This window comes from Lactobacillus kefiranofaciens, from assembly GCF_900103655.1.
Lineage (GTDB): Bacteria > Bacillota > Bacilli > Lactobacillales > Lactobacillaceae > Lactobacillus > Lactobacillus kefiranofaciens.
The window spans coordinates 1-18,965 of sequence record NZ_FMXC01000026.1 but is presented as its reverse complement, the minus strand read 5'-3'; the positions used below and the strand labels follow the sequence as shown (position 1 = coordinate 18,965).

At 44.0% G+C, this 18,965-nt stretch carries 20 protein-coding genes and 3 pseudogenes; 19 read left to right on the top strand and 4 right to left on the bottom strand.

The genetic code is table 11. From position 1 onward, the window contains the following. Positions 1–104: pseudogene (locus BLP58_RS08780) on the bottom strand (transposase); the annotation flags it as partial. A gap of 211 nt (positions 105–315) precedes the next feature. Between BLP58_RS08780 and BLP58_RS08770 the strand changes: the two are divergent. The 17 genes and pseudogenes from BLP58_RS08770 (at position 316) to BLP58_RS08690 (ending at position 14,840) form a co-directional block, all read left to right on the top strand. Then, positions 316–1,263: a sugar-binding transcriptional regulator gene (locus tag BLP58_RS08770; RefSeq protein WP_013855199.1), complete on the top strand. Its 948-nt coding sequence runs from the start codon at positions 316–318 to the stop codon at positions 1,261–1,263. A gap of 95 nt (positions 1,264–1,358) precedes the next feature. Continuing rightward, positions 1,359–2,660 (top strand): pyrimidine-nucleoside phosphorylase, encoded by a 1,302-nt coding sequence (locus tag BLP58_RS08765; protein WP_013855200.1) that lies wholly within the window; start codon positions 1,359–1,361, stop codon positions 2,658–2,660. Between the two features lie 509 nt (positions 2,661–3,169). Continuing rightward, on the top strand, positions 3,170–3,616 hold the full coding sequence (fabZ, locus tag BLP58_RS08760; protein WP_003625233.1) for a 3-hydroxyacyl-ACP dehydratase FabZ: 447 nt from the start codon (positions 3,170–3,172) through the stop codon (positions 3,614–3,616). 29 nt (positions 3,617–3,645) lie between these two features. Further along, entirely contained in the window at positions 3,646–4,113 is a 468-nt protein-coding gene (locus BLP58_RS08755) for a MarR family winged helix-turn-helix transcriptional regulator (protein WP_013855202.1), read from the top strand. Next, complete coding sequence (locus BLP58_RS08750) at positions 4,110–5,093, top strand: beta-ketoacyl-ACP synthase III (protein ID WP_013855203.1); 984 nt, start codon at positions 4,110–4,112, stop codon at positions 5,091–5,093. The genes BLP58_RS08755 and BLP58_RS08750 overlap by 4 nt, the downstream gene beginning before the upstream one ends. A 58-nt stretch (positions 5,094–5,151) precedes the next feature. Then, positions 5,152–5,394, top strand: a complete 243-nt coding sequence (locus BLP58_RS08745) for an acyl carrier protein (protein WP_013855204.1) — start codon at positions 5,152–5,154, stop codon at positions 5,392–5,394. A gap of 9 nt (positions 5,395–5,403) precedes the next feature. After that, positions 5,404–6,321, top strand: coding sequence for an ACP S-malonyltransferase (locus BLP58_RS08740; protein WP_013855205.1), 918 nt, complete (start codon positions 5,404–5,406; stop codon positions 6,319–6,321). Beyond that, entirely contained in the window at positions 6,321–7,052 is a 732-nt protein-coding gene (locus BLP58_RS08735; RefSeq protein ID WP_013855206.1) for a 3-oxoacyl-ACP reductase family protein, read from the top strand. The genes BLP58_RS08740 and BLP58_RS08735 overlap by 1 nt, the downstream gene beginning before the upstream one ends. 21 nt (positions 7,053–7,073) lie before the next feature. Then, on the top strand, positions 7,074–8,303 hold the full coding sequence (gene fabF, locus BLP58_RS08730) for a beta-ketoacyl-ACP synthase II (RefSeq protein ID WP_013855207.1): 1,230 nt from the start codon (positions 7,074–7,076) through the stop codon (positions 8,301–8,303). A gap of 3 nt (positions 8,304–8,306) precedes the next feature. After that, positions 8,307–8,777 (top strand): acetyl-CoA carboxylase biotin carboxyl carrier protein, encoded by a 471-nt coding sequence (gene accB, locus BLP58_RS08725; RefSeq protein ID WP_013855208.1) that lies wholly within the window; start codon positions 8,307–8,309, stop codon positions 8,775–8,777. Between the two features lie 4 nt (positions 8,778–8,781). Continuing rightward, on the top strand, positions 8,782–9,198 hold the full coding sequence (locus BLP58_RS08720) for a 3-hydroxyacyl-ACP dehydratase FabZ family protein (protein WP_013855209.1): 417 nt from the start codon (positions 8,782–8,784) through the stop codon (positions 9,196–9,198). 13 nt (positions 9,199–9,211) lie between these two features. Continuing rightward, the gene (gene accC / locus BLP58_RS08715) at positions 9,212–10,591 is read left to right on the top strand and encodes an acetyl-CoA carboxylase biotin carboxylase subunit (protein ID WP_013855210.1); all 1,380 of its coding nucleotides are present in this window, start codon (positions 9,212–9,214) and stop codon (positions 10,589–10,591) included. Further along, positions 10,572–11,414 (top strand): acetyl-CoA carboxylase carboxyltransferase subunit beta, encoded by an 843-nt coding sequence (locus BLP58_RS08710; protein ID WP_013855211.1) that lies wholly within the window; start codon positions 10,572–10,574, stop codon positions 11,412–11,414. The genes accC and BLP58_RS08710 overlap by 20 nt, the downstream gene beginning before the upstream one ends. Next, positions 11,407–12,177, top strand: coding sequence for a carboxyltransferase subunit alpha (gene accA / locus BLP58_RS08705; protein ID WP_013855212.1), 771 nt, complete (start codon positions 11,407–11,409; stop codon positions 12,175–12,177). The genes BLP58_RS08710 and accA overlap by 8 nt, the downstream gene beginning before the upstream one ends. A 251-nt stretch (positions 12,178–12,428) precedes the next feature. Further along, positions 12,429–13,187: an enoyl-ACP reductase FabI gene (fabI, locus tag BLP58_RS08700; protein ID WP_054640358.1), complete on the top strand. Its 759-nt coding sequence runs from the start codon at positions 12,429–12,431 to the stop codon at positions 13,185–13,187. 47 nt (positions 13,188–13,234) lie between these two features. Continuing rightward, positions 13,235–14,224 carry a biotin--[acetyl-CoA-carboxylase] ligase gene (locus BLP58_RS08695; RefSeq protein ID WP_003630368.1) on the top strand — a complete coding sequence of 330 codons (990 nt, stop codon included), beginning with the start codon at positions 13,235–13,237 and terminating at the stop codon, positions 14,222–14,224. Positions 14,225–14,297: 73 nt separating this feature from the next. After that, a pseudogene (locus BLP58_RS08690) lies at positions 14,298–14,840 on the top strand (biotin transporter BioY). A gap of 165 nt (positions 14,841–15,005) precedes the next feature. Here the strand turns inward: BLP58_RS08690 and BLP58_RS08685 are convergent. After that, positions 15,006–15,590 carry a hypothetical protein gene (locus tag BLP58_RS08685; protein WP_034536528.1) on the bottom strand — a complete coding sequence of 195 codons (585 nt, stop codon included), beginning with the start codon at positions 15,588–15,590 and terminating at the stop codon, positions 15,006–15,008. Between BLP58_RS08685 and BLP58_RS08680 the strand changes: the two are divergent. Next, a pseudogene (locus BLP58_RS08680) lies at positions 15,585–16,184 on the top strand (ISL3-like element IS1165 family transposase); the annotation flags it as partial. The gene BLP58_RS08685 and the pseudogene BLP58_RS08680 overlap by 6 nt on opposite strands. A gap of 303 nt (positions 16,185–16,487) precedes the next feature. Here the strand turns inward: BLP58_RS08680 and nadC are convergent. Together nadC and BLP58_RS08665 are read right to left on the bottom strand one after the other, a co-directional pair. After that, positions 16,488–17,327 (bottom strand): carboxylating nicotinate-nucleotide diphosphorylase, encoded by an 840-nt coding sequence (gene nadC / locus BLP58_RS08670; RefSeq protein ID WP_013855218.1) that lies wholly within the window; start codon positions 17,325–17,327, stop codon positions 16,488–16,490. Continuing rightward, positions 17,324–18,511, bottom strand: coding sequence for an MFS transporter (locus BLP58_RS08665; protein WP_013855219.1), 1,188 nt, complete (start codon positions 18,509–18,511; stop codon positions 17,324–17,326). Before BLP58_RS08665 ends, nadC begins: the two co-directional genes overlap by 4 nt. Positions 18,512–18,727: 216 nt before the next feature. Here BLP58_RS08665 and BLP58_RS08660 point away from each other — a divergent pair. Then, positions 18,728–18,965, top strand: a 238-nt coding sequence (locus tag BLP58_RS08660) for a helix-turn-helix domain-containing protein (protein ID WP_143000337.1), incomplete at its 3' end; no start/stop codon positions are given.

Sequence of the window (18,965 nt, the reverse complement as noted above, 5' to 3'; positions counted from 1 at the left end):
GGCTTAGCCTTGCGCTTAATGACGTTGTTAAAAGATTCAATCATGTTGGTAGAGTAAATTGAAGCTCTGATCTGCTTAGGATAATTATAGAAGACCAGCAGGTCTGGGCTCTATTTGTTGGCAGCTAAGCACCATATTCGCGCCCTCACGATCCTGACGGTTAGTGATCATTTACTCACTGGCGAGGCATTGTCGGCCAAAGAACGGGAAACGTCATTTGATGAGATGGCCAGATTATCATTGGAAACCGCTATTAAGAACATGAACAATTAAACAAATCGATCGAAGTCCAAAACGATTCGGAGAGAAGCGACCATGACAGAGATTAGGGATGTCACCAAATTAAAGCAGAGTTTGCAAGTAGCTGAACTTTACTATCAGGATAATTTAAGTCAGTTACAAATCTCGAAACAATTAGGGGTTTCTCGGCCAACGGTTTCCCGGTTGATTCAGTATGCCAAGGACAACGGGTTGGTGAAAATCCAGATCATTAATCCATTGGTAGATTCTCAGGTGTTAGGCCAACAGTTGGCAGAAAAATACGGGGCCCAGTTTCACGTTGTGCCCAACAACTACGCGGGGATGGCTTCACTTTCTGATAGCGTTGGTAAATTTGCCGCCGATTATTTGACATCAGTGGTTGAACCTGGTGACGTCATTGGAATTGGCTGGGGTCATACCATTCATGCGGTGACCAAACAGGTTGAGGAGCAGAATGCAGCTGGTGTTCAGGTTGTTCAACTCAAAGGGAGTATCAGTCATTCTCAGGAGAAAACTTGGGCGTACGAAAGTGTCAATGAGTTGGCACGGGCTTACCACACCCAGCCTGAATACCTGCCGTTACCCGTCATCTTTGATCATAAAGTGACCAAGGACATGGTCGAAAGCGATCGGCACATCAAAAGCATATTGGACCTCGGCCGCAAAGCCAACGTTGCTTTGTTCACGGTTGGCACGGTTCGATCTGAAGCGTTAATTTTTCAATTGGGGTATTTTAACAAACAGGAAAAAGCTCAATTGCAGAAAGAGGTCATCGGTGACGTATTTTCACGGTTTATTGATCGAGATGGCAAAATTGTCAGCCAGCAAATTGATGATCGCACAATTGGCATTCAACTTGATGACTTAAAGACAAAGAAGTATGCGATCCTGGTGGCAACTGGGAACCGAAAAGTTGCTGGGGTGCACGCGGTGTTGAAAGCAAATTACACAAATTGTGTCATTATTGATCAAAGCTTGGCACAGTTATTGTTGGATTATTGACTAAGAGTCGGGGGATTATTAAGTGGGGGATTTGATAATTTCCCGGATTTTGATAATAGCAATATGTAAACGGTTACTTGGAAGGAGACTTCGTTATGAGAATGGTTGATATTATTCATGCAAAACGTTCAGGAAAAGAACTCACTGAGGAGCAAATTCAATATTTTGTTGACGGCGTAGTGTCGGGCAAAATTCCTGATTACCAAACCAGCGCCTTATTAATGGCGATCTTCTTTAAGGGAATGACGACTGAAGAGCAGTCGACTTTAACGATGAAAATGATGGAATCCGGCGATCATCTGGACTTGAGCAGCATTCATGGTGTCAAAGTCGATAAGCATTCCACTGGTGGGGTGGGAGACAAAACAAGTATTCCTTTGGCAACGGTGGTGGCCGCTTTAGGGATCCCGGTACCCATGATCTCCGGTCGGGGCCTCGGCCATACCGGTGGAACCCTGGATAAACTGGAAGCCATTCCAGGCTATCAGGTTGAAATTAGTGAGCAGGATTTCATTAAACAAGTCAAGAAGGATCACTTAGCCATTATCGGCGCCACGGGAAATATTGCGCCGGCCGATAAGAAGATCTACGCCTTACGTGACGTAACCGATACGGTTGATTCAATTCCACTAATTGCCGGTTCAATTATGAGCAAAAAGATTGCTTCTGGGACCGATGCCTTGGTGATTGATGTTAAAACTGGTGCGGGCGCCTTCATGAAGACATTGGAAGATTCTAAAGCGCTTGCCAGGGCCTTGGTTGACATTGGCAAAGGCGTTGGCATGCAATTTATGGCGCTGATTACCGACATGAACCAGTCATTAGGGAATGCGATTGGCAACTCACTTGAGATTGAAGAATCAATTGATTTATTGAAAGGTAATGGCCCAGCTGATTTGGAAAAACTGATTGTGACTATTGGTGGCTACATGGCAGTCATGGGTGACAAAGCTAAAACGACTGCTGAAGGGCAGAAAATGTGTGAGGAAGTCATTCATAATGGCCAGGCCTTAGACAGCTTCGAAGCGATGGTTAGGGATCAGGGTGGTGATCCCAATGTTGTCAACGATCCAAATGGGGTCTTGCCCCAGGCTAAATACCAAATTCAATTACCTGCCAAAACATCAGGTGTGATTGCTAAAATTGTTGCCGATGAAGTTGGCGTTGCCAGCATGTTACTCGGTGGCGGCCGTCAAAAGGCTGACAATCAATTGGATTACTCGGTTGGTATTGTACTCAATAAAAAGATTGGTGATAAGGTCGAATCTGGTGAACCGCTGTTAACGATTTATAGTAATCGTGAAGAGGTTGATGATATTAAGAAATTGTTGTATGACAATATTGAAGTGGCAGACACAGCCAAAGTGCCAGAGTTGATTTACACAACGATTGAGTAAGCCGATTTTAATCAGTGAATCAGCCATAATGATGATGTAATTTTGGAACCATCATAATCCATCCCCAAAAGCTTCACCTGCGATGCATAAGTAGCGCTCAGAGGTGAAGCTTTTTTGCTGCTCATTTGAACTGAAGCTACTTTAAATATCCGTAAATATCCGTTATTTAAAAAAATCTTTACGGGTCCTCGCAACCCGTATACAATGACGTTTATCGGCATGCCGTTAACCAGAATAGTTTGATATTCAAACTAATATGGTATATGATTTGTTTTGTTCAAATATTTAAAAAAATCTTTACGGGTCCTCGCAACCCGTATACAATGACGTTTATCGGCATGCCGTTAACCAGAATAGTTTGATATTCAAACTAATATGTTATATGATGTGTTTTGTTCAAAATGGGGGACTTCATGTTTTTAATTTTAAGGGACGCCTCTCAATAATTAGTTCGGGTTTTGAACTAATTTAATTGAATGTAGATGTTTGCAACTGAAAGGAAGAAATCAATGAGTGTATTAGATGCAGCTGAAATTATGGATTTGATTCCGAACCGTTACCCAATCCTGTTTATGGATAAGGTCGACGAATTAAATCCTGGTGAGTCAATTGTTTGTACCAAGAACGTGACAATTAATGAAGAATTTTTCCAAGGCCATTTTCCTGGCAATCCAGTCATGCCTGGTGTGTTGATCATTGAGTCACTTGCCCAAGCCGCTTCAATTTTGATTTTAAAGACAGAGAAATATCAAGGCAAAACGGCTTATCTGGGGGCAATTGACAGTGCCAAATTCAGAAAAGTCGTTCGTCCGGGCGATGTCCTTAAACTACACGTCACCATGGAAAAACAACGTGACAATATGGGCAAAGTCAAGTGTGAAGCAAAGGTCGAAGATAAGGTTGCCTGTTCTGCAGAGTTAACGTTTATCGTCCCTGATCCTAAGAAGAAAATCTAATTTGGACAAATTGGTAGGAGACCAATCTCATGAATGCAATAAGTGATGAAATTAAAGAAGACTACAACTTCATTAGCGATTCTTTGGTGGACATTTATGATCAGATTATGCGAATCGAAGAGAGCGAAATCAAGAAGAGCCGTTTTAAGGACATCACCGCAAAAGAATTGCATTTGGTCCATACGATTGGCTTACATGACCATAAAACGACGTCCGAGGTTGCTCGGATCTTGCGATTGAGCAAGGGAACGCTGACAGCTAATTTAAATAATTTGGAACGCAAAGGGTACATTTCCCGGATAAGTAATCAACGGGATCGGCGAATCATTAATTTGGTGTTAACTAGTAAAGGCCGACTGCTTTACCGAGCCCATTATGCATTCCATCGAAAATTGGTTGAGCAGTGTCTCAAGGGATTCGACGGTTCGGATATCAAAAAAATGAAGCAAGCGTTAATGAACGTGGAAGATTTTATTGGTGAGGTTTCGGGTAGATGAAATTTGAAGATTTCAAAATCATGGCAACAGCCAGTTCGGCACCTGACCACGTTGTGACTAACGATGAGTTAGCGACGATGATGGATACGTCAGATGAGTGGATCACGCAACGGACCGGGATTAAGCGCAGACGGATTGCGACTGAGGAAACGACCAGTTCAATGTGTACTGATGTGGCGACACAATTAACTGCCCAAAGTGACTTAACTGCTAAAGATATTGATTTGATTGCGGTGGCTACGATGTCGCCGGATTATCTCACCCCATCTGTGAGTGCGATGGTTCAAGGTAATATTGGGGCGGATCATGCCATTGCCTTTGATATTGACGCAGCCTGTTCAGGATTTGTTTACGGGTTACATTTGGTAAAACAGATGTTGATTGCCAATCAGCAAAAAAATGCCATTTTGATTGGTGGCGAAACCCTCAGCAAATTGTTGGATTGGTCTGATCGATCCACCGCAGTGCTGTTTGGCGATGGTGCTGGAGGCGTTTTGATTCGAAACACAGCTGTGGATAAGGGTTCGTTTATCAGTGAAGATCTGCGGACATTAGGTAATCTGGGTCAATATTTAACTGCTGGCCAAACAGGCAATCCGTCACCATTTGCAACAGATCAACAGCCATTTTCACCGTTCTTCAAGATGAATGGCCGGCGAGTTTATAGCTTCGCCGTTAAGAACGTGCCAGAATCAATTAACGACGCCTTGAAGCAGGCCAATTTAACGGCTGATGAGGTTGACTGTTTTGTTTTACATCAGGCCAACCGACGGATTGTGGAACGGATCGCCGATGAATTGGCGGTCTCGATGGCTAAGTTTCCAATTAACATTGATGAATATGGAAACACCGCTGCGGCCAGCGAACCAATTTTGTTAGATCAATTAGTTAAACAAAAAATCATTAAAAGGGGGGATGTCATCGCCCTATCCGGATTTGGCGGCGGATTAACGGTTGGAACCATGATTATGAAATATTAGCAAGCAATGAACATTGATGAACAAAAAAAGAATAACAAACATTTGGAGGAAATTTATTATGACTAAAGAAGAAGTATTCAACAAGATCAAGGACATTATCGTAGACCAATTGGACGTAGACGCTGACAAGGTTAAAGAAAACACCAATTTCAAGAACGACTTGGATTTAGACAGTTTGGACATCTTTGAAGTGATTGACAAGATCGAAGACCTTTACGATATCGAAATCGATACTGATGAAGGTATGGAAACTGTCGGTGAATTAGTTGATTACGTTTTGAAGCAAAAAACTGACAAGTAGGTCGATAATTTGAAACTAGGTTATTTATTTAGCGGCCAAGGTAAGCAATTTGACGAAATGGGACAGGACTTGTATCAACAAGAACCTGTTTATCGGCAAACAATTGATCAAGCTTCCGAAGCTTTGAATATGGATATGAGCGATGCCACCGTTTTTGATAATCCGGTCAATACCCAAGTGGCGATTGTCGCCATGAGTACAGGGATTGAACGGATTATCAATCAAGATTTTGGTGATCCAGTTGGTGCCACTGGTTTGAGTCTTGGTGAGTATAGCGCGATTGTCGCTGCCAAGGGATTGGACTTCAGTGATGCCCTTCAATTGGTTCGTGATCGCAGTCACTACATGGATCAAGCCGGTCAGGATCATCCTGGCAAAATGGCGGCTGTCTTAAAAACGACTGCTGACATGGTCGACCAAGCGGTAAAAGTCGGTTCGAAGAAGGGTGAGATCTATGCAGCCAATTACAACACAGATTCTCAAATTGTGATTGGTGGTTCCATTGAGGGGCTTCAGGCAGCTACCGATTATCTGCATGAGCACGGTGTTAAACGGGTTGTCCCGTTGAAAATGACGGTTGCGTCTCACACCCCATTTATGCAGGAGGCCTCCGATTTGTTGGCAAAACGAATTCGAGATGTCTCGTTTAACCAGTTGGCTTTCTCAGTGATCAGTAACACAACGTCTCAACCTTTCGAAGTTAACACGATTAAGCAAACGTTAATCGATCAGCTCATTAATCCAACCCATTTTTATAACTGCATTCAACAGCTTACTCAATTGGGTGTTGATACAGTTGTTGAACTGGGCCCTGGCGATACGCTGATGAAGTTTGCCAAGAATGTGGTGGCGAACGATCATACATTCCATATTGATAGTGTTAAGACGTTAAACGATTTTCGATCAAAAGCAAAGTTGGTGAAATAATGAGTGACACAAAACAAGTTGCATTAGTAACCGGAGCTGCCAAGGGAATTGGCCTGGCAATCGCTAAACGGCTTTCAAGTGATGGGATGACAGTTGTGATTAACTCACACCATCCCTTAACTGACGAAGAGAAACAAAGCTTTTCAGACGCAGGCTTTTCATTTGATAATTTGGTTGGCGATGTGGCTAATGAAGCCGACGCTGAAAAAATAGTCGGCGAAGTTGTTGAAAAATACGGTCAAATTGACGTTCTGGTGAACAATGCCGGCATTACAAAGGACAAGTTGTTAAGCCGGTTAAAGTTAGCTGATTTTAAAGCCGTGATCGACACGAACCTGGTGGGTGCTTTTAACATGACCAAGTTTGCGATGAAATTCATGCAAAAGAGCCGCTCAGGGGCCATTGTGAACCTGTCCAGCATTTCTGGGTTACATGGTAATTTGGGTCAGGCAAATTATTCAGCCAGCAAGGCCGGACTAGTCGGGTTAACGAAGACCGCTGCCAGAGAGGGTGCCCTGAGAAATATTCGGTGTAACGCAGTTGCCCCCGGAATGGTTGCCACTGACATGACTGGTAAAATGAGCGAACGCCGACAAAAAGAATTTAAGGATCAGATTCCGTTGAAACGATTTGCCGAACCTGATGAGATTGCCGACGCGGTCGCATTTTTGATTCATAATCAGTACATCACTGGCCAAGTGGTCACGGTCGATGGCGGTTTAACAATTTAGAGTTGTTGAAGGAGTAAATTAATGAGCAGAGTAGTGATTACCGGAATGGGAATTGTTTCCCCAATTGGAAACGATGTTGAAAGTTTTTTGAAGAATTTATTTGCTTCTAAAGTGGGCATTAATCCAATTACCAAATTTGACGCAGAGCCGACTGGCATTACCGTTGCTGGTGAGGTGAAAGACTTTGACCCGTTAAAACGAGTTGACAAGAAGTTTGCCAAGCGAAATGACTTGTTCTGTACTTATGCACTGTATAGTGCCAAAGAAGCAATGGAGATGGCTGGTCTCACCGAAGACAACATTGATCCTGAAGATCTTGGCGTGATTTATGGTTCTGGAATTGGTGGCTTGACCACTATTCAAGAACAGGTTATCAAGATGCATGATAAGAGCCCTAAGCGGGTATCCCCATTGTTTGTTCCGGATTCAATTATTAATATGGCGGCCGGTAACATTTCGATTGCTTTTAATGCGCTGAACACCAGCCAGGGAATTGTCACCGCCTGTTCATCAGGAACTAACGCGATTGGAAATGCGTTTGAGTATATCAAGCAAGGCAAGGCGAAAGCCATTATTGCGGGTGGAACCGAAGCGTCAGTGAATGAAATTGGAATTTCTGGCTTCGCGGCCTTAACGGCATTGTCCAAGGAAACTGATCCAAAGAAGGCTTCAATTCCATTTGATAAGGATCGGAATGGATTTGTGCTTGGTGAAGGTTCTGGAACTGTGATCCTTGAAGATTACGATCACGCCAAAGCCCGCCATGCCAATATTTTAGCTGAAATTGTTGGTTATGGAACCACCAGCGACGCCTATCATATGACTGCCCCGGATCCAGAAGGCAAGGGTGCCATTCGTGCCATGCAACAAGCGGTTGATGAAGCCGGCGTCGATGAAACCGAAGTTGATTACATCAATGCTCATGGAACCAGCACCCATGCTAACGACAGCGCCGAATCTAAAGCTATTAAACAAGTCTTTGCCAAGAATGACCATGTTAAAGTCAGCAGTACCAAAGGGATGACTGGCCATGCACTGGGAGCTGCCGGCGCAATTGAAGCCGTTGCAACGATTGGCGCAATCCAGCATAACCAGATGCCCGTGAACGTCGGTGTGGTTAACCAAGACGAAGCCTGTGATATTGAGTTGGTTAACGACGACAATAAAAAAGCCCCCGTAAATTACGCAATTAGTAACTCATTTGGTTTTGGAGGCCATAACGCGGTAATTGCATTTAAGGGATGTGATTAAACAATGAATGAGAAAGAAATTGAACGCTTGCTTGAGAAATTTGATCAATCATCACTGAAAGACTTCGAATTGACTCAGGATGACTTCAAATTAAAGTTGAGTAAACGTGAGCAGAATGACCAAGTTGTTGTTCAGCAGCCGACTGGTTCTAAAACGCCAGTCAGTGAAGTGCCAAAATCTACCAGTGCCAATTCTCAACCTGCTGGCGAGCCGCAACAGTCAGTCAAGGACAATGTTGCCGAAATTAAGGCACCGTTTGTCGGCGTCGTTTACTTTGCACCAAGTCCGGATAAACCGGTTTATAAAAAACAGGGTGACCACGTTGAAAAAGGTGAGGTCGTTTGTGTGATTGAAGCCATGAAGATGATCAACGAGGTCAAGAGCGATGTCACTGGAACAATTTCTAATATTTTAGTTGAAGATGGGAGCATGGTCGAATATGACCAGCCGATTTTTCAAGTCACGAAGGGGTAATTAAATGAAACCAGCAGTAAATGATGTCATTCCACAGCGTTATCCCTTTGAAATGATTGATAAGTTTATTGATGTTCAACCAGGAGTTTCAGCCTCAGCCATTAAGCTGATTTCGATTAATGAGTGGTTCTTTGCCAACCAAACGAGTAGTCGATTAGCAGTGCCACGCCCAATTATGATCGAGGCAATGGCTCAAACCGGGGTTGCGGCGATTTTGTCGATTCCTGAAAATAAAGGGAAGAATGTCTTTTTCGGTGGAATCAAGAATGCCACTTTTCAAGATGACTTTCGACCCGGTGACAAATTGGAATTTGAAGTTGTCATGAAAAAATTGAAACGGAATATTGGCTTGGGTCACGGGACGATTCATCGTGATGGCCAATCAATTTGTGAAGCTGATTTAATTTTTGCAGTTGAATAACGGAGGTGAGCAGATGTTTAAAAAAGTATTAGTGGCTAATCGTGGTGAAATTGCCGTCCAAATTATTCGGGCACTGCACGATATGGGCATCACGGCGGTAGCAGTCTATTCTAGTGCTGATAAAGACAGTTTGTTCGTTCACTTAGCTGATGAGGCAATCTGTATTGGTGGGCCACAACCGAGCGAGTCGTATCTCAATATGGCTCAAATCATTAGTGCTGCTAACCTGACTGGGTGTGAAGCAATTCATCCTGGCTACGGATTCTTGTCAGAGAACGCCGAATTTGCGGAACTCTGCGAAACCTGTCATATCAAGTTTGTCGGTCCCAGTCACGAATTGATTTCGCTGATGGGTGATAAATCAAATGCCAGAGAAGCCATGGAAAAAGCTGGCGTGCCAGTAATTCCTGGTAGCCAGGGAGTTGTCAAAACAACCAGCCAAGCAGAAACAGTTGCAGAAAAAGTTGGCTTCCCAGTCTTATTGAAGTCAGCTGCAGGTGGCGGTGGTAAGGGAATTCGTGAGGTTGATCGACCAGAAGATCTTCATAGTGCCTTCGAGCAGACTCAACAAGAAGCCCGGGTATCGTTCAACGACGATGATATTTATGTCGAAAAATTGATTCGAAATGCCAAACACGTCGAAATGCAAGTCATTGCCGATGAATTTAACCACGTGGTCTATCTGCCAGAGCGGGATTGTTCCCTTCAGCGGAACCACCAAAAGGTGATCGAGGAAAGCCCCTGTGTCCAGATTTCACCGACTGAACGGAAAAAATTGGGCGAAATTGTTGCCAATGCAACTTTAAAATTAGGCTATACCAATACAGGGACCTATGAATTCTTGATGACCGAAGACCACCACTTTTACTTCATGGAAATGAACACCAGACTTCAAGTTGAGCACACGATTACCGAAGAAGTGACCGGTATCGAATTGGTTAAAGCCCAGCTGAAGGTTGCTGATGGGCAAGAGTTGCCATTTACGCAAGCAGATGCAGCCGTAAAGGGACATGCCCTTGAGTGTCGTCTCAACGCCGAAGATCCTAGTCATAACTTCGCTCCCCGACCAGGTCGGATTAATCATTTGTTCTTTCCGGCTGGGTCACTCGGAGTTCGAATTGATTCCGGGGTCGCCCAGGGAAGCTTTATTTCACCATTCTATGATTCAATGATTGCCAAAGTGATCGTTCATTTGAATGATCGGAATACCGTAATTGCCAAGATGAATCGAATTCTAGGGGAACTCAAGATCAATGGGGTAGTGACTAATCAAACCTTCTTAAAGTATTTGATTAACACTGCTGAATTTAATTCCGGCCAGTATTCAACCAACTTTATCGAGAATCAGGTTTTAACGAACAAGGAGGGATTCCATGTTGCAGAGTCGGTTTAAAATGCCCAGTCATGACGAATTAGTCAAACGAATGGATGCAATCCCCGACCATGTACTGCGGGAATGCCCAATTTGTCATGCCAAGTTTTTATCGATGAGGTTGGGCCGTGACCATACGTGTCCAAAGTGTGGGTATGGTTTTCGGATTTTGGCCAAACGGCGTGTCAAGATCACATTTGATAAGTTCACTGAAATTGATCAAAATATCACGGTTCCTGATCGATACACTGATGAGAAGTATCGAGCTAAGATTGCCAAAGCCAAGAAAGTAACTGGTCTTAACGAAAGTGTGCTGACTGGAATTGGGTCGCTGAATAAGCAACAGGTTGCTGTGGGCATTATGGATCCATTTTGGATCATGGGTAGTCTGGGCAGTGCAACCGGTGAAAAAATTACCCGATTGTTTGAACTGGCCACTCGAAAGGATTTACCAGTGGTCATGTTCACCTCTTCAGGTGGTGCTCGGATGCAGGAAGGCCTACACTCCTTGATGCAAATGGCAAAGGTTTCCAGTGCCGTTGCGGAACATAGTGCGGCTGGGTTATTGTACATCGTGGTTCTTTGCGATCCAACGACTGGTGGGGTGACTGCCAGTTTTGCAATGGACGGGGACATCATTTTAGCTGAACCACACGCTTTAGTGGGATTTGCCGGTCGTCGTGTAATCGAACAAACAATCATGCAAACACCCCCCAAAGATTTTCAAAGCGCTGAAACCGTCATGAAACATGGCTTCATTGATCAGATTGTGAAACGGTCCGACATGAAGAAAACACTGACCCAACTCCTCCGCTTACATACAAAGGAGAATGCATATGGTTAATAAAACAGCCTATCAGCGGGTTCAAGGTGCTCGTAGAAAAGATAAAATTTCGACTGCAGAGCTGATTCATGGTTTGACAACTGACTTCTTTGAGCTCCATGGCGATCGATTAGAGGCGGATGATCACGCGTTGATTGGTGGAGTTGGTTTGTTGAACAACCGGCCAATCACGGTTGTGGGTATCCAAAAGGGCGCTGATACTGACGAGAATATTGACCGTCATTTTGGGAGTTCGACGCCGCAAGGTTATCGCAAAGCACTACGCTTAATGAAGCAAGCTGAAAAATTCCACCGGCCCATTTTGGCGTTGGTTAATACACCAGGTGCCTGGCCAGACGTGGAATCCGAATATCATGGTCAGGGCTCAGCAGTTGCTCAATGTATCATTCAGGGGATGCAGCTCAAGGTACCTTATATCAGTATCATTGTTGGCGAAGGTGGGAGTGGGGGAGCTCTCGCCTTGGCATGTGGTGATCAGGTGTTGATGTTTGAGGACAGTATTTACTCCGTTCTCTCGCCCGAAGGCTATGCAAGTATTATGTGGAAAGATTCTTCAAAGGTGCAACAGGCTGCCGAAGAACTTGGGTTAACTCCAGAGAGTTTACTGAAAGATGGTATTATTAATCAAATTATTCATGAATATAAACCTGGTGATGATTTAAGTGATTTGCGCGACTTCTTGGACAAACAGTTTACCGAACTCGAGAATTTGCCAATGAGCGAATTAATTGAACAGAGACAACGACGTTTTAGAAATTATTAATTCTTGAATTTACACTTTAAGTGCAACACTAATTAAATAAAGAATGGCCCATGGCCAAATTTCTGTAAAATGATGTTTGCGAAAACAATCATGAAAGGAATTTAGCCATGGATCACTACAAGCATATGCAGAACAAATGAATAATCGTCCCCGTAAATGTCTCGGATGGAAAACGCCTTATGAAATATTCTTTAATGTAGTGTTGCACTTAATTTGACAATTCAAGTTAAAAATAAAATGGAGGCACAATCATGAGTGGCTTTTTAGATGGTAAAACAATCGTAATCATGGGGGTTGCGAATAAGCGAAGCATTGCTTGGGGATGTACTCAGGCAATTATGAACCAGGGCGCAAAAGTTGTCCTGACGTATCAAAATGATCGGATCAAGAAGAGTCTGAAGCGCTTTGTTCCCGAAGACCTGGACTTACTTGAATGTGACGTTTCAGAAGATGAAAACATTGAAAAGGCGTTCGCTGAAATTGGCGACCGCTATGGTAAGATTGACGGTGTCATTCATGCCATTGCTTATGCTGACAAGGATACATTGACTTCTGGATTGGTTAATACCACTAAAGATGGGTATGATTTAGCCCAAAATATCAGTGCTTATTCATTAATTGCAGTTGCCAGATATGCTCAACCAGTGCTGAACAACCCAGCCAGCATCTTGACGTTGACTTACTTTGGGTCCACTCGGGCAATCCCTAATTACAATATGATGGGCGTTGCCAAAGCCGCTTTGGAAGCCAACGTCCGTTATTTAGCATCAGATTTAGGTGCGACTGGTATTCGAGTGAACGCAATTTCTGCTGGGGCCGTTAAGACATTGGCAGTTACTGGGATTAAACATCATGGCGAGTTATTAAAAGAATCCGAATCACGGACAGTTGATCAAAAGAGTGTTACAACTGATGAAATTGGTAACGTTGCTGCCTTTTTGATGAGTGATTTGTCAACTGGAATGACCGGCGATGTGGTATATGTTGATAAGGGCGTTCATCTGATTTAATCAGGACGGTCAATTGTCAAAGCCGGCGAGGAAAATGAGGTAATAAAATGGCGGATCATCAATCACAGATTTTACGAGCATTATTGGAACTGGATAACCGTTATATTTCCGGAAATGAACTTGCTCGGCACTTCAACATCAGTCGGCCGGCCGTTTATAATAACATTCAAAAGCTTAAGCAAAAGGGGCATCTGATTGAGACGAAGAAGGGATTGGGATACAGCTATCAGAAGTCAAAATGTTTTGATGCTCAAGTGATCGATCATTATCGAGTGACAACTTACCCGGTCAGAACGCACGTGTTTGATCGGCTAACTTCAACCAATGATTACGCTAAGCAGTACGGCACCGAAAAAACGGTGTACAAGCCCCAGATCTTCGTGACGGATACCCAGACGAAAGGGCGTGGGCGCTTGGGTCGGCGATTTTATTCACCAGCCAAGACCGGTATCTATATGAGCTTGCTGATTCCGATTCAAACTCGCCAAACGCTGCATTCCGGGTTAATCACAACTGGCACAGCCGTCTGTGTAGTTCGTTCACTTCAACCCTTTTTTCCACAGGTCGATTTTCGCGTGAAATGGGTCAATGATATTCTTGCTCATGACAAAAAATGTGGTGGGATTTTGACTGAGACAACTGCCAGTCTTGAAGATGGCTCTCATGAAAATGTGATCGTGGGGATTGGTCTCAACGTTGATTCAGATGACTTTCCGGATCCGATTAAACACAAAGCCGGCGCAATTGTTGCTCATAGCCAAATTGACCGCAATAAGATTGTGGCCAAGATTATCGACAATTTCTTTTACATGTATCAAACTTACCAAACTGGCAATTTTTTGTCGGAATATGCGCAATTATCAGATATCCTGGGTCGAAAGATTCGGGTCGAAATGGGCAGCCGGGTCTATCTGGGCATTGCTGATCATTTCGATAATGAAGGGGCATTGGTGATGAACACTGATTCAGGCCAGCTGACAGTTTCTAGTGGTGAAGTGACGAAAGTTTATTTACCAGAGAATGGTTATACTGGCTGAGCTAATCCATTACATTTATGGTTAACTTGGATTGGGGTTCACTTAACCGTTAACAACTCATAGGAGCGTTTAGATGAAAATCAGAGAAATTGTTCAAACGGCACTGATTACTGCAACCATTATTATTTTGGGAATGATCCCACCGTTACCACTTGGTTTCATTCCGGTTCCAATTGTGATGCAGAATTTGGGAATCATGTTAGCAGCCGTAATTTTAGGACCCAAAAAAGGAACCCTGGCGATTTTCGGGTTCCTCTTGCTGGCGTTGATTGGTTTTCCAGTGCTCAGTGGTGGTCAGGCAGGGCCTGCATTTTTTGCCGGACCAACTGGCGGCTATTTGCTCGGGTGGTTATTAACGCCACTCATGATCGGCTATGGTCTTTCCCGGCCATTTATTAACCGTCGTTGGAGTTGATTAAGTATTATCTGGTTCGCCGGCGTCTTATTGGTCGATGTTATCGGCTCAGTCTGGTTATGGCTGGTCAGCCCGATTTCATTGATTGGGTCACTCGTGTCAAATTTGGCATTTATTCCGGCGGATACATTGAAAGCAGTGGCTGTTTATTTGGTGGCCGAGAGAATGCGGATTTGGAATAAAGAAACCACTCGTTTATAAGAATACAAAAATTGATAGTGTCCAACAGATAAGGCTCATCATCCGAAATTCAAATTCTCGAATTTCGAATGATGGGCCTTATCTAGTAACGGACGATTTTTAAAGTGGCTTTATTCAGAATTTCAAGGGAACTGAGAAGTCGCTTGATTGTTGACGAGGTTGAATTTAACGGGTGCTTTTTTGACTCCAAAATTGAATCGCTTTTTCGAGATGATCCAGATCAATAGAAGTCACGCTGCCATCACCATTTGTTATCATCAGACTGGGCAAGGCGGTAATGCCAATCCGGTAAAAAAGGGATTGGTAGTCATCTGGGTCAGCATCAGCAAAATCGAAATAATAAGCCTGTATCGAATTTAATTTCAGCGCGTATTTCAATTTAGGAACAATGAGGCGACTCAGTCGATCGCGAGGGCTGCCAATAAAAATCAATTTGCACTGAGATTCTTGAATCAGGGCGGTTAGTTTCTGCAGATCGACTGGGGAAATAAGCTTGGAAGGTTTCATCTCTTTGCGGTAGCGATGGCTTTCGAACGCTAAAATGATGGTTTCAAATAAGTGCCAGTTAAATATTTTTGAAAGGATCATCAAAATTAATAACGGCAGAGAAAAGATGTACAATGTCAAATCAATACAGAAAAGTAATAGGATTTTAAATATAATCGAATCATAGCCACCCGGGATAAGCACTGTCGCATTACTGGTCTGAACCGCTAAAAAATAGGCAGAACTATCCACCCCACGATTCAACGCGTCATCATGGACATGAACGCCTCCTATCAGGCATTCGTGCACGAACTATTCCCTAACGCCGAACTCATTATTGATCGGTTCCACATTATTCAATTAATGGGCCGGACGATGGATACCATTCGCACTCAATGTTTAAAGCAACTCGACAAGCATTCGCGGGAATATAAAGTACTGAAATCACTATGGCGCCTATTCCACAAGGCCAACCCTGACGCACAAAAGAGCCGCTACCTCTTCGGCCTGAATGAGTACTCGACCGAACAGAACGCTATTGATATTGGAACCGATACGTTTCCGGCCTTCAAAACAGCTTATGAAACCTACATCGATCTCCACGATGCTTTGATGGGGCGTCACGCTGATGAACTCAAGAATATCATCACTAACTATCAGCCTAACGGCACGCCCCTAGATACGGCCATGCATACCCTACGAAAGAATCTTAATGGAGTAATTAACGCCGCCAAATCGTCCTACTCTAACGGACCGATAGAGGGCATCAACCGTAAGATCAAGGAGCTCAAACGTGCTTGTTATGGCTTCTCCAATCAGGCCAATATGTTCACACGCGTCTACCAGCTGATTGCCTAGATTGTCTACCACAATAACGTCACGATGGTAGGCTTATTTGTTATGCCTTCAAGTACGATATTCAGACAACACACCAGATTAAACGCCGCAACTAATAAAACAACAAAAAAGATCTCCCACACGAGGAGATCTCCAAAGGATAGAAACTATCCTTCAACACCATTTGACAAACTTCCAGTTTATGAGCAATGGCGCGGAGGTTATTGATAAATCTTAATAAAAAGATAAAGACCGTCAACGATTTAATCGAGTGAAGGATCCAATTGGTCTGTTTAAATTCTGCGAAGCGCTAACCGTATTGGGCTAACTTTTAACGGCTCCGGCAACCAGAAAACTGATATCGAGTGGTGTCACGTCGTTGGTTAGATTGCCAATCGAAATGAAGTCGGCGCCGCAGCCCTTAAAGGTGCTGATTGATTCGGCGGTGATCCCTCCAGATGCTTCGACCTTAATCGTTTTTGGGACGAGCTGGCGCCACTGCTTGATCGTTTCAGGGTTCTGATTATCAAACATGATGACATTGGCACCGCCAGCAACGGCTTGGCGAAGTTCTTCTTCGGTTTCCACTTCGACCTCAACTGGGTTGAGGGGGCCGACATGCCGTTTAACGGCCGCAAGCGCCTGGGTCACCCCGCCCGCTAAGGCAATATGGTTGTCCTTTAACATAATCCCGCCAGTTAGGTCAAAACGGTGATTGAAGCCGCCGCCAACGCTGACGGCGTACTTATCAAATAATCGCAAGCCGGGAGCAGTTTTACGAGTATCCGTAATTCGAATGGTCGCATCGTCCAATAGCTTGACGAAGTGTGTCGTCTGGGTGGCAATCCCGCTCATTCGCTGAATTAAGTTAAGGGTGACCCGTTCACCAGATAGTAGGGTTTGGGCTGTCCCGGAAACTGTGCCAATGATGTCGCCGGCCTTAACCGGAGTGCCGTCCGGAATTCGTGGTTTATAGGTTGCGTGACCCAGTAAGTCATAAGTTGCCTGGGGAATTTCTTGACCGCAAATAATGCCACTCTGCTTGGCGATAAATGATCCAGATAGGGGGGTTCCGCCTGGCAGAAACGCGACACTGAGATCCCCGAAACCTAAATCTTCTTTCAAAAATTCGCTGATTTTTTCCTTTAAGACGATGGGATTCATTGGTTGACCTCCCCGTTAGGTTGCTGATCAGCGCTGGGCAATGCCAAAACGGCAATCGAACCGATCAACAGTGAAACCATAAAAATGACGAAGATAATACTAATACTAATTTGGTGATCCATTAAGACCCCAATTAAGAGGGGGCCAAAGATTGCGCCGATGCGGCCAATTCCTTGCGCCATGCCGGTCATGGTTCCCCGAATATTGTGAGCATAGAGTTCCGGCGTCAATGCGATAATGGCCCCGTATGCCCCTAAGTTAAAGAAGGAAAGGACACAGCCAGAAATCACGATGAGAAGGGCTGACGCTGATTGGCCAAACATGATGGCGCCAAAGACCGTTCCCAGCATATAAATGGCAAAGACGTACTTGACCCGAATGCGCTTGGCTAACCACGATGCGCAGAGGTACCCCGGTAATTGGGCAACGACGATGATCGTGGTGTAACCAAAGCTGTTCACGATACCATAGCCCTTATCAACCATGATACTTGGTAACCACATGAACATACCGTAGTAACTGAACATCACCATAAACCAAGCAAGCCAAAGCATCAGTGTCCAGGGTTTAAAAGTGGTTTTCAGACTAACAAGCCAGTGTTGAGTTCCGGTGCTCTTCGGTGCTGTTTCATGAATGTGTTTTCGTAATACAATTGCAAAAACCCCGGCGATTGCGGTTACCACAAGAATTCCCCGCCATCCTAGAACCGGCGTTAGGAGAAATGATAAAAATGACGCCACCAACCAGCCGAGGGCCCAAAAACTATCTGCCAGAATTAGCATCTGCGAACGTTTAGTCCCCCTGTAAATGTCGGCAATGTAGGTGGCCGCAACCGGTAATTCCCCGCCAAGCCCCATGCCAACGAAGAAGCGAATGCCTAAAAATGTGTAAAAACCTGGTGAGATGGCCAAAATCAGGTTGCCGATTGAGAATGTCAGCAAGGTGGCGATCAAGGTATTCTTGCGGCCAATCCGATCGGCTAAGTGGCCAAAGTAAAATCCACCACAGACCATGCCAATGGTGCTGACTGAACTAATCAGGCCGGTTTGTGAATTAGATAGTGCCCATTGCTGATGGACGATGGGCATAATAAATGATAGCAACCCGACGTCCATGGCATCAAATAACCAAGCCGTGCTAATAATTAAGAAGATGAACGTGGGGCGTTGTTGCGTGTTATCCATAATAAATGCAAGTTCCTTTCAATTAATAAAAGTACCAAGTACTTTTAAACGAGTAAAATAAAAATAGGTTTTACTTTAAATAAGAGAATACACGGATTCTGTGAAAACATCAAGTAAGATAGATTGTAAAATTAATCCGAACGCTGTTCGGACAAAAAAGATCAGCTTCCTTTAAAATGGTGTTTACCACAAACCCATCTTTTAGGAGCTGATCTTTTGTCTAGTATAACCTATTCCGAACGAATTAAAATCGAAACCTTTTGTGAACTAGGGCTGTCCAATATCCAAATGGGCGTTCGGCTGAACCGATCACCGTCAACAATTTCTTATGAATTATCTCGATGTCAACCTTATCAGGCTGAATTAGCACAAACAGATGCCGAATACAAGCGATCACGATGTGGTCGGAAAACTAAGCTGAGCGATGAGTTAAAGCAAAAAATTCTCAACCATT

Coding starts and splice junctions, on each gene's coding strand:
- accB (WP_013855208.1), top strand. CDS start 8,307: ATGAATGAGAAAGAAATTGAACGCTTGCTTGAGAAATTTGATCAATCA.
- nadC (WP_013855218.1), bottom strand. CDS start 17,327: ATGAATCCCATCGTCTTAAAGGAAAAAATCAGCGAATTTTTGAAAGAA.
- BLP58_RS08720 (WP_013855209.1), top strand. CDS start 8,782: ATGAAACCAGCAGTAAATGATGTCATTCCACAGCGTTATCCCTTTGAA.
- BLP58_RS08750 (WP_013855203.1), top strand. CDS start 4,110: ATGAAATTTGAAGATTTCAAAATCATGGCAACAGCCAGTTCGGCACCT.
- BLP58_RS08735 (WP_013855206.1), top strand. CDS start 6,321: ATGAGTGACACAAAACAAGTTGCATTAGTAACCGGAGCTGCCAAGGGA.
- BLP58_RS08710 (WP_013855211.1), top strand. CDS start 10,572: ATGTTGCAGAGTCGGTTTAAAATGCCCAGTCATGACGAATTAGTCAAA.
- BLP58_RS08665 (WP_013855219.1), bottom strand. CDS start 18,511: ATGGATAACACGCAACAACGCCCCACGTTCATCTTCTTAATTATTAGC.
- accC (WP_013855210.1), top strand. CDS start 9,212: ATGTTTAAAAAAGTATTAGTGGCTAATCGTGGTGAAATTGCCGTCCAA.
- fabI (WP_054640358.1), top strand. CDS start 12,429: ATGAGTGGCTTTTTAGATGGTAAAACAATCGTAATCATGGGGGTTGCG.
- BLP58_RS08770 (WP_013855199.1), top strand. CDS start 316: ATGACAGAGATTAGGGATGTCACCAAATTAAAGCAGAGTTTGCAAGTA.
- BLP58_RS08755 (WP_013855202.1), top strand. CDS start 3,646: ATGAATGCAATAAGTGATGAAATTAAAGAAGACTACAACTTCATTAGC.
- BLP58_RS08695 (WP_003630368.1), top strand. CDS start 13,235: ATGGCGGATCATCAATCACAGATTTTACGAGCATTATTGGAACTGGAT.
- fabZ (WP_003625233.1), top strand. CDS start 3,170: ATGAGTGTATTAGATGCAGCTGAAATTATGGATTTGATTCCGAACCGT.
- accA (WP_013855212.1), top strand. CDS start 11,407: ATGGTTAATAAAACAGCCTATCAGCGGGTTCAAGGTGCTCGTAGAAAA.
- BLP58_RS08745 (WP_013855204.1), top strand. CDS start 5,152: ATGACTAAAGAAGAAGTATTCAACAAGATCAAGGACATTATCGTAGAC.
- fabF (WP_013855207.1), top strand. CDS start 7,074: ATGAGCAGAGTAGTGATTACCGGAATGGGAATTGTTTCCCCAATTGGA.
- BLP58_RS08765 (WP_013855200.1), top strand. CDS start 1,359: ATGAGAATGGTTGATATTATTCATGCAAAACGTTCAGGAAAAGAACTC.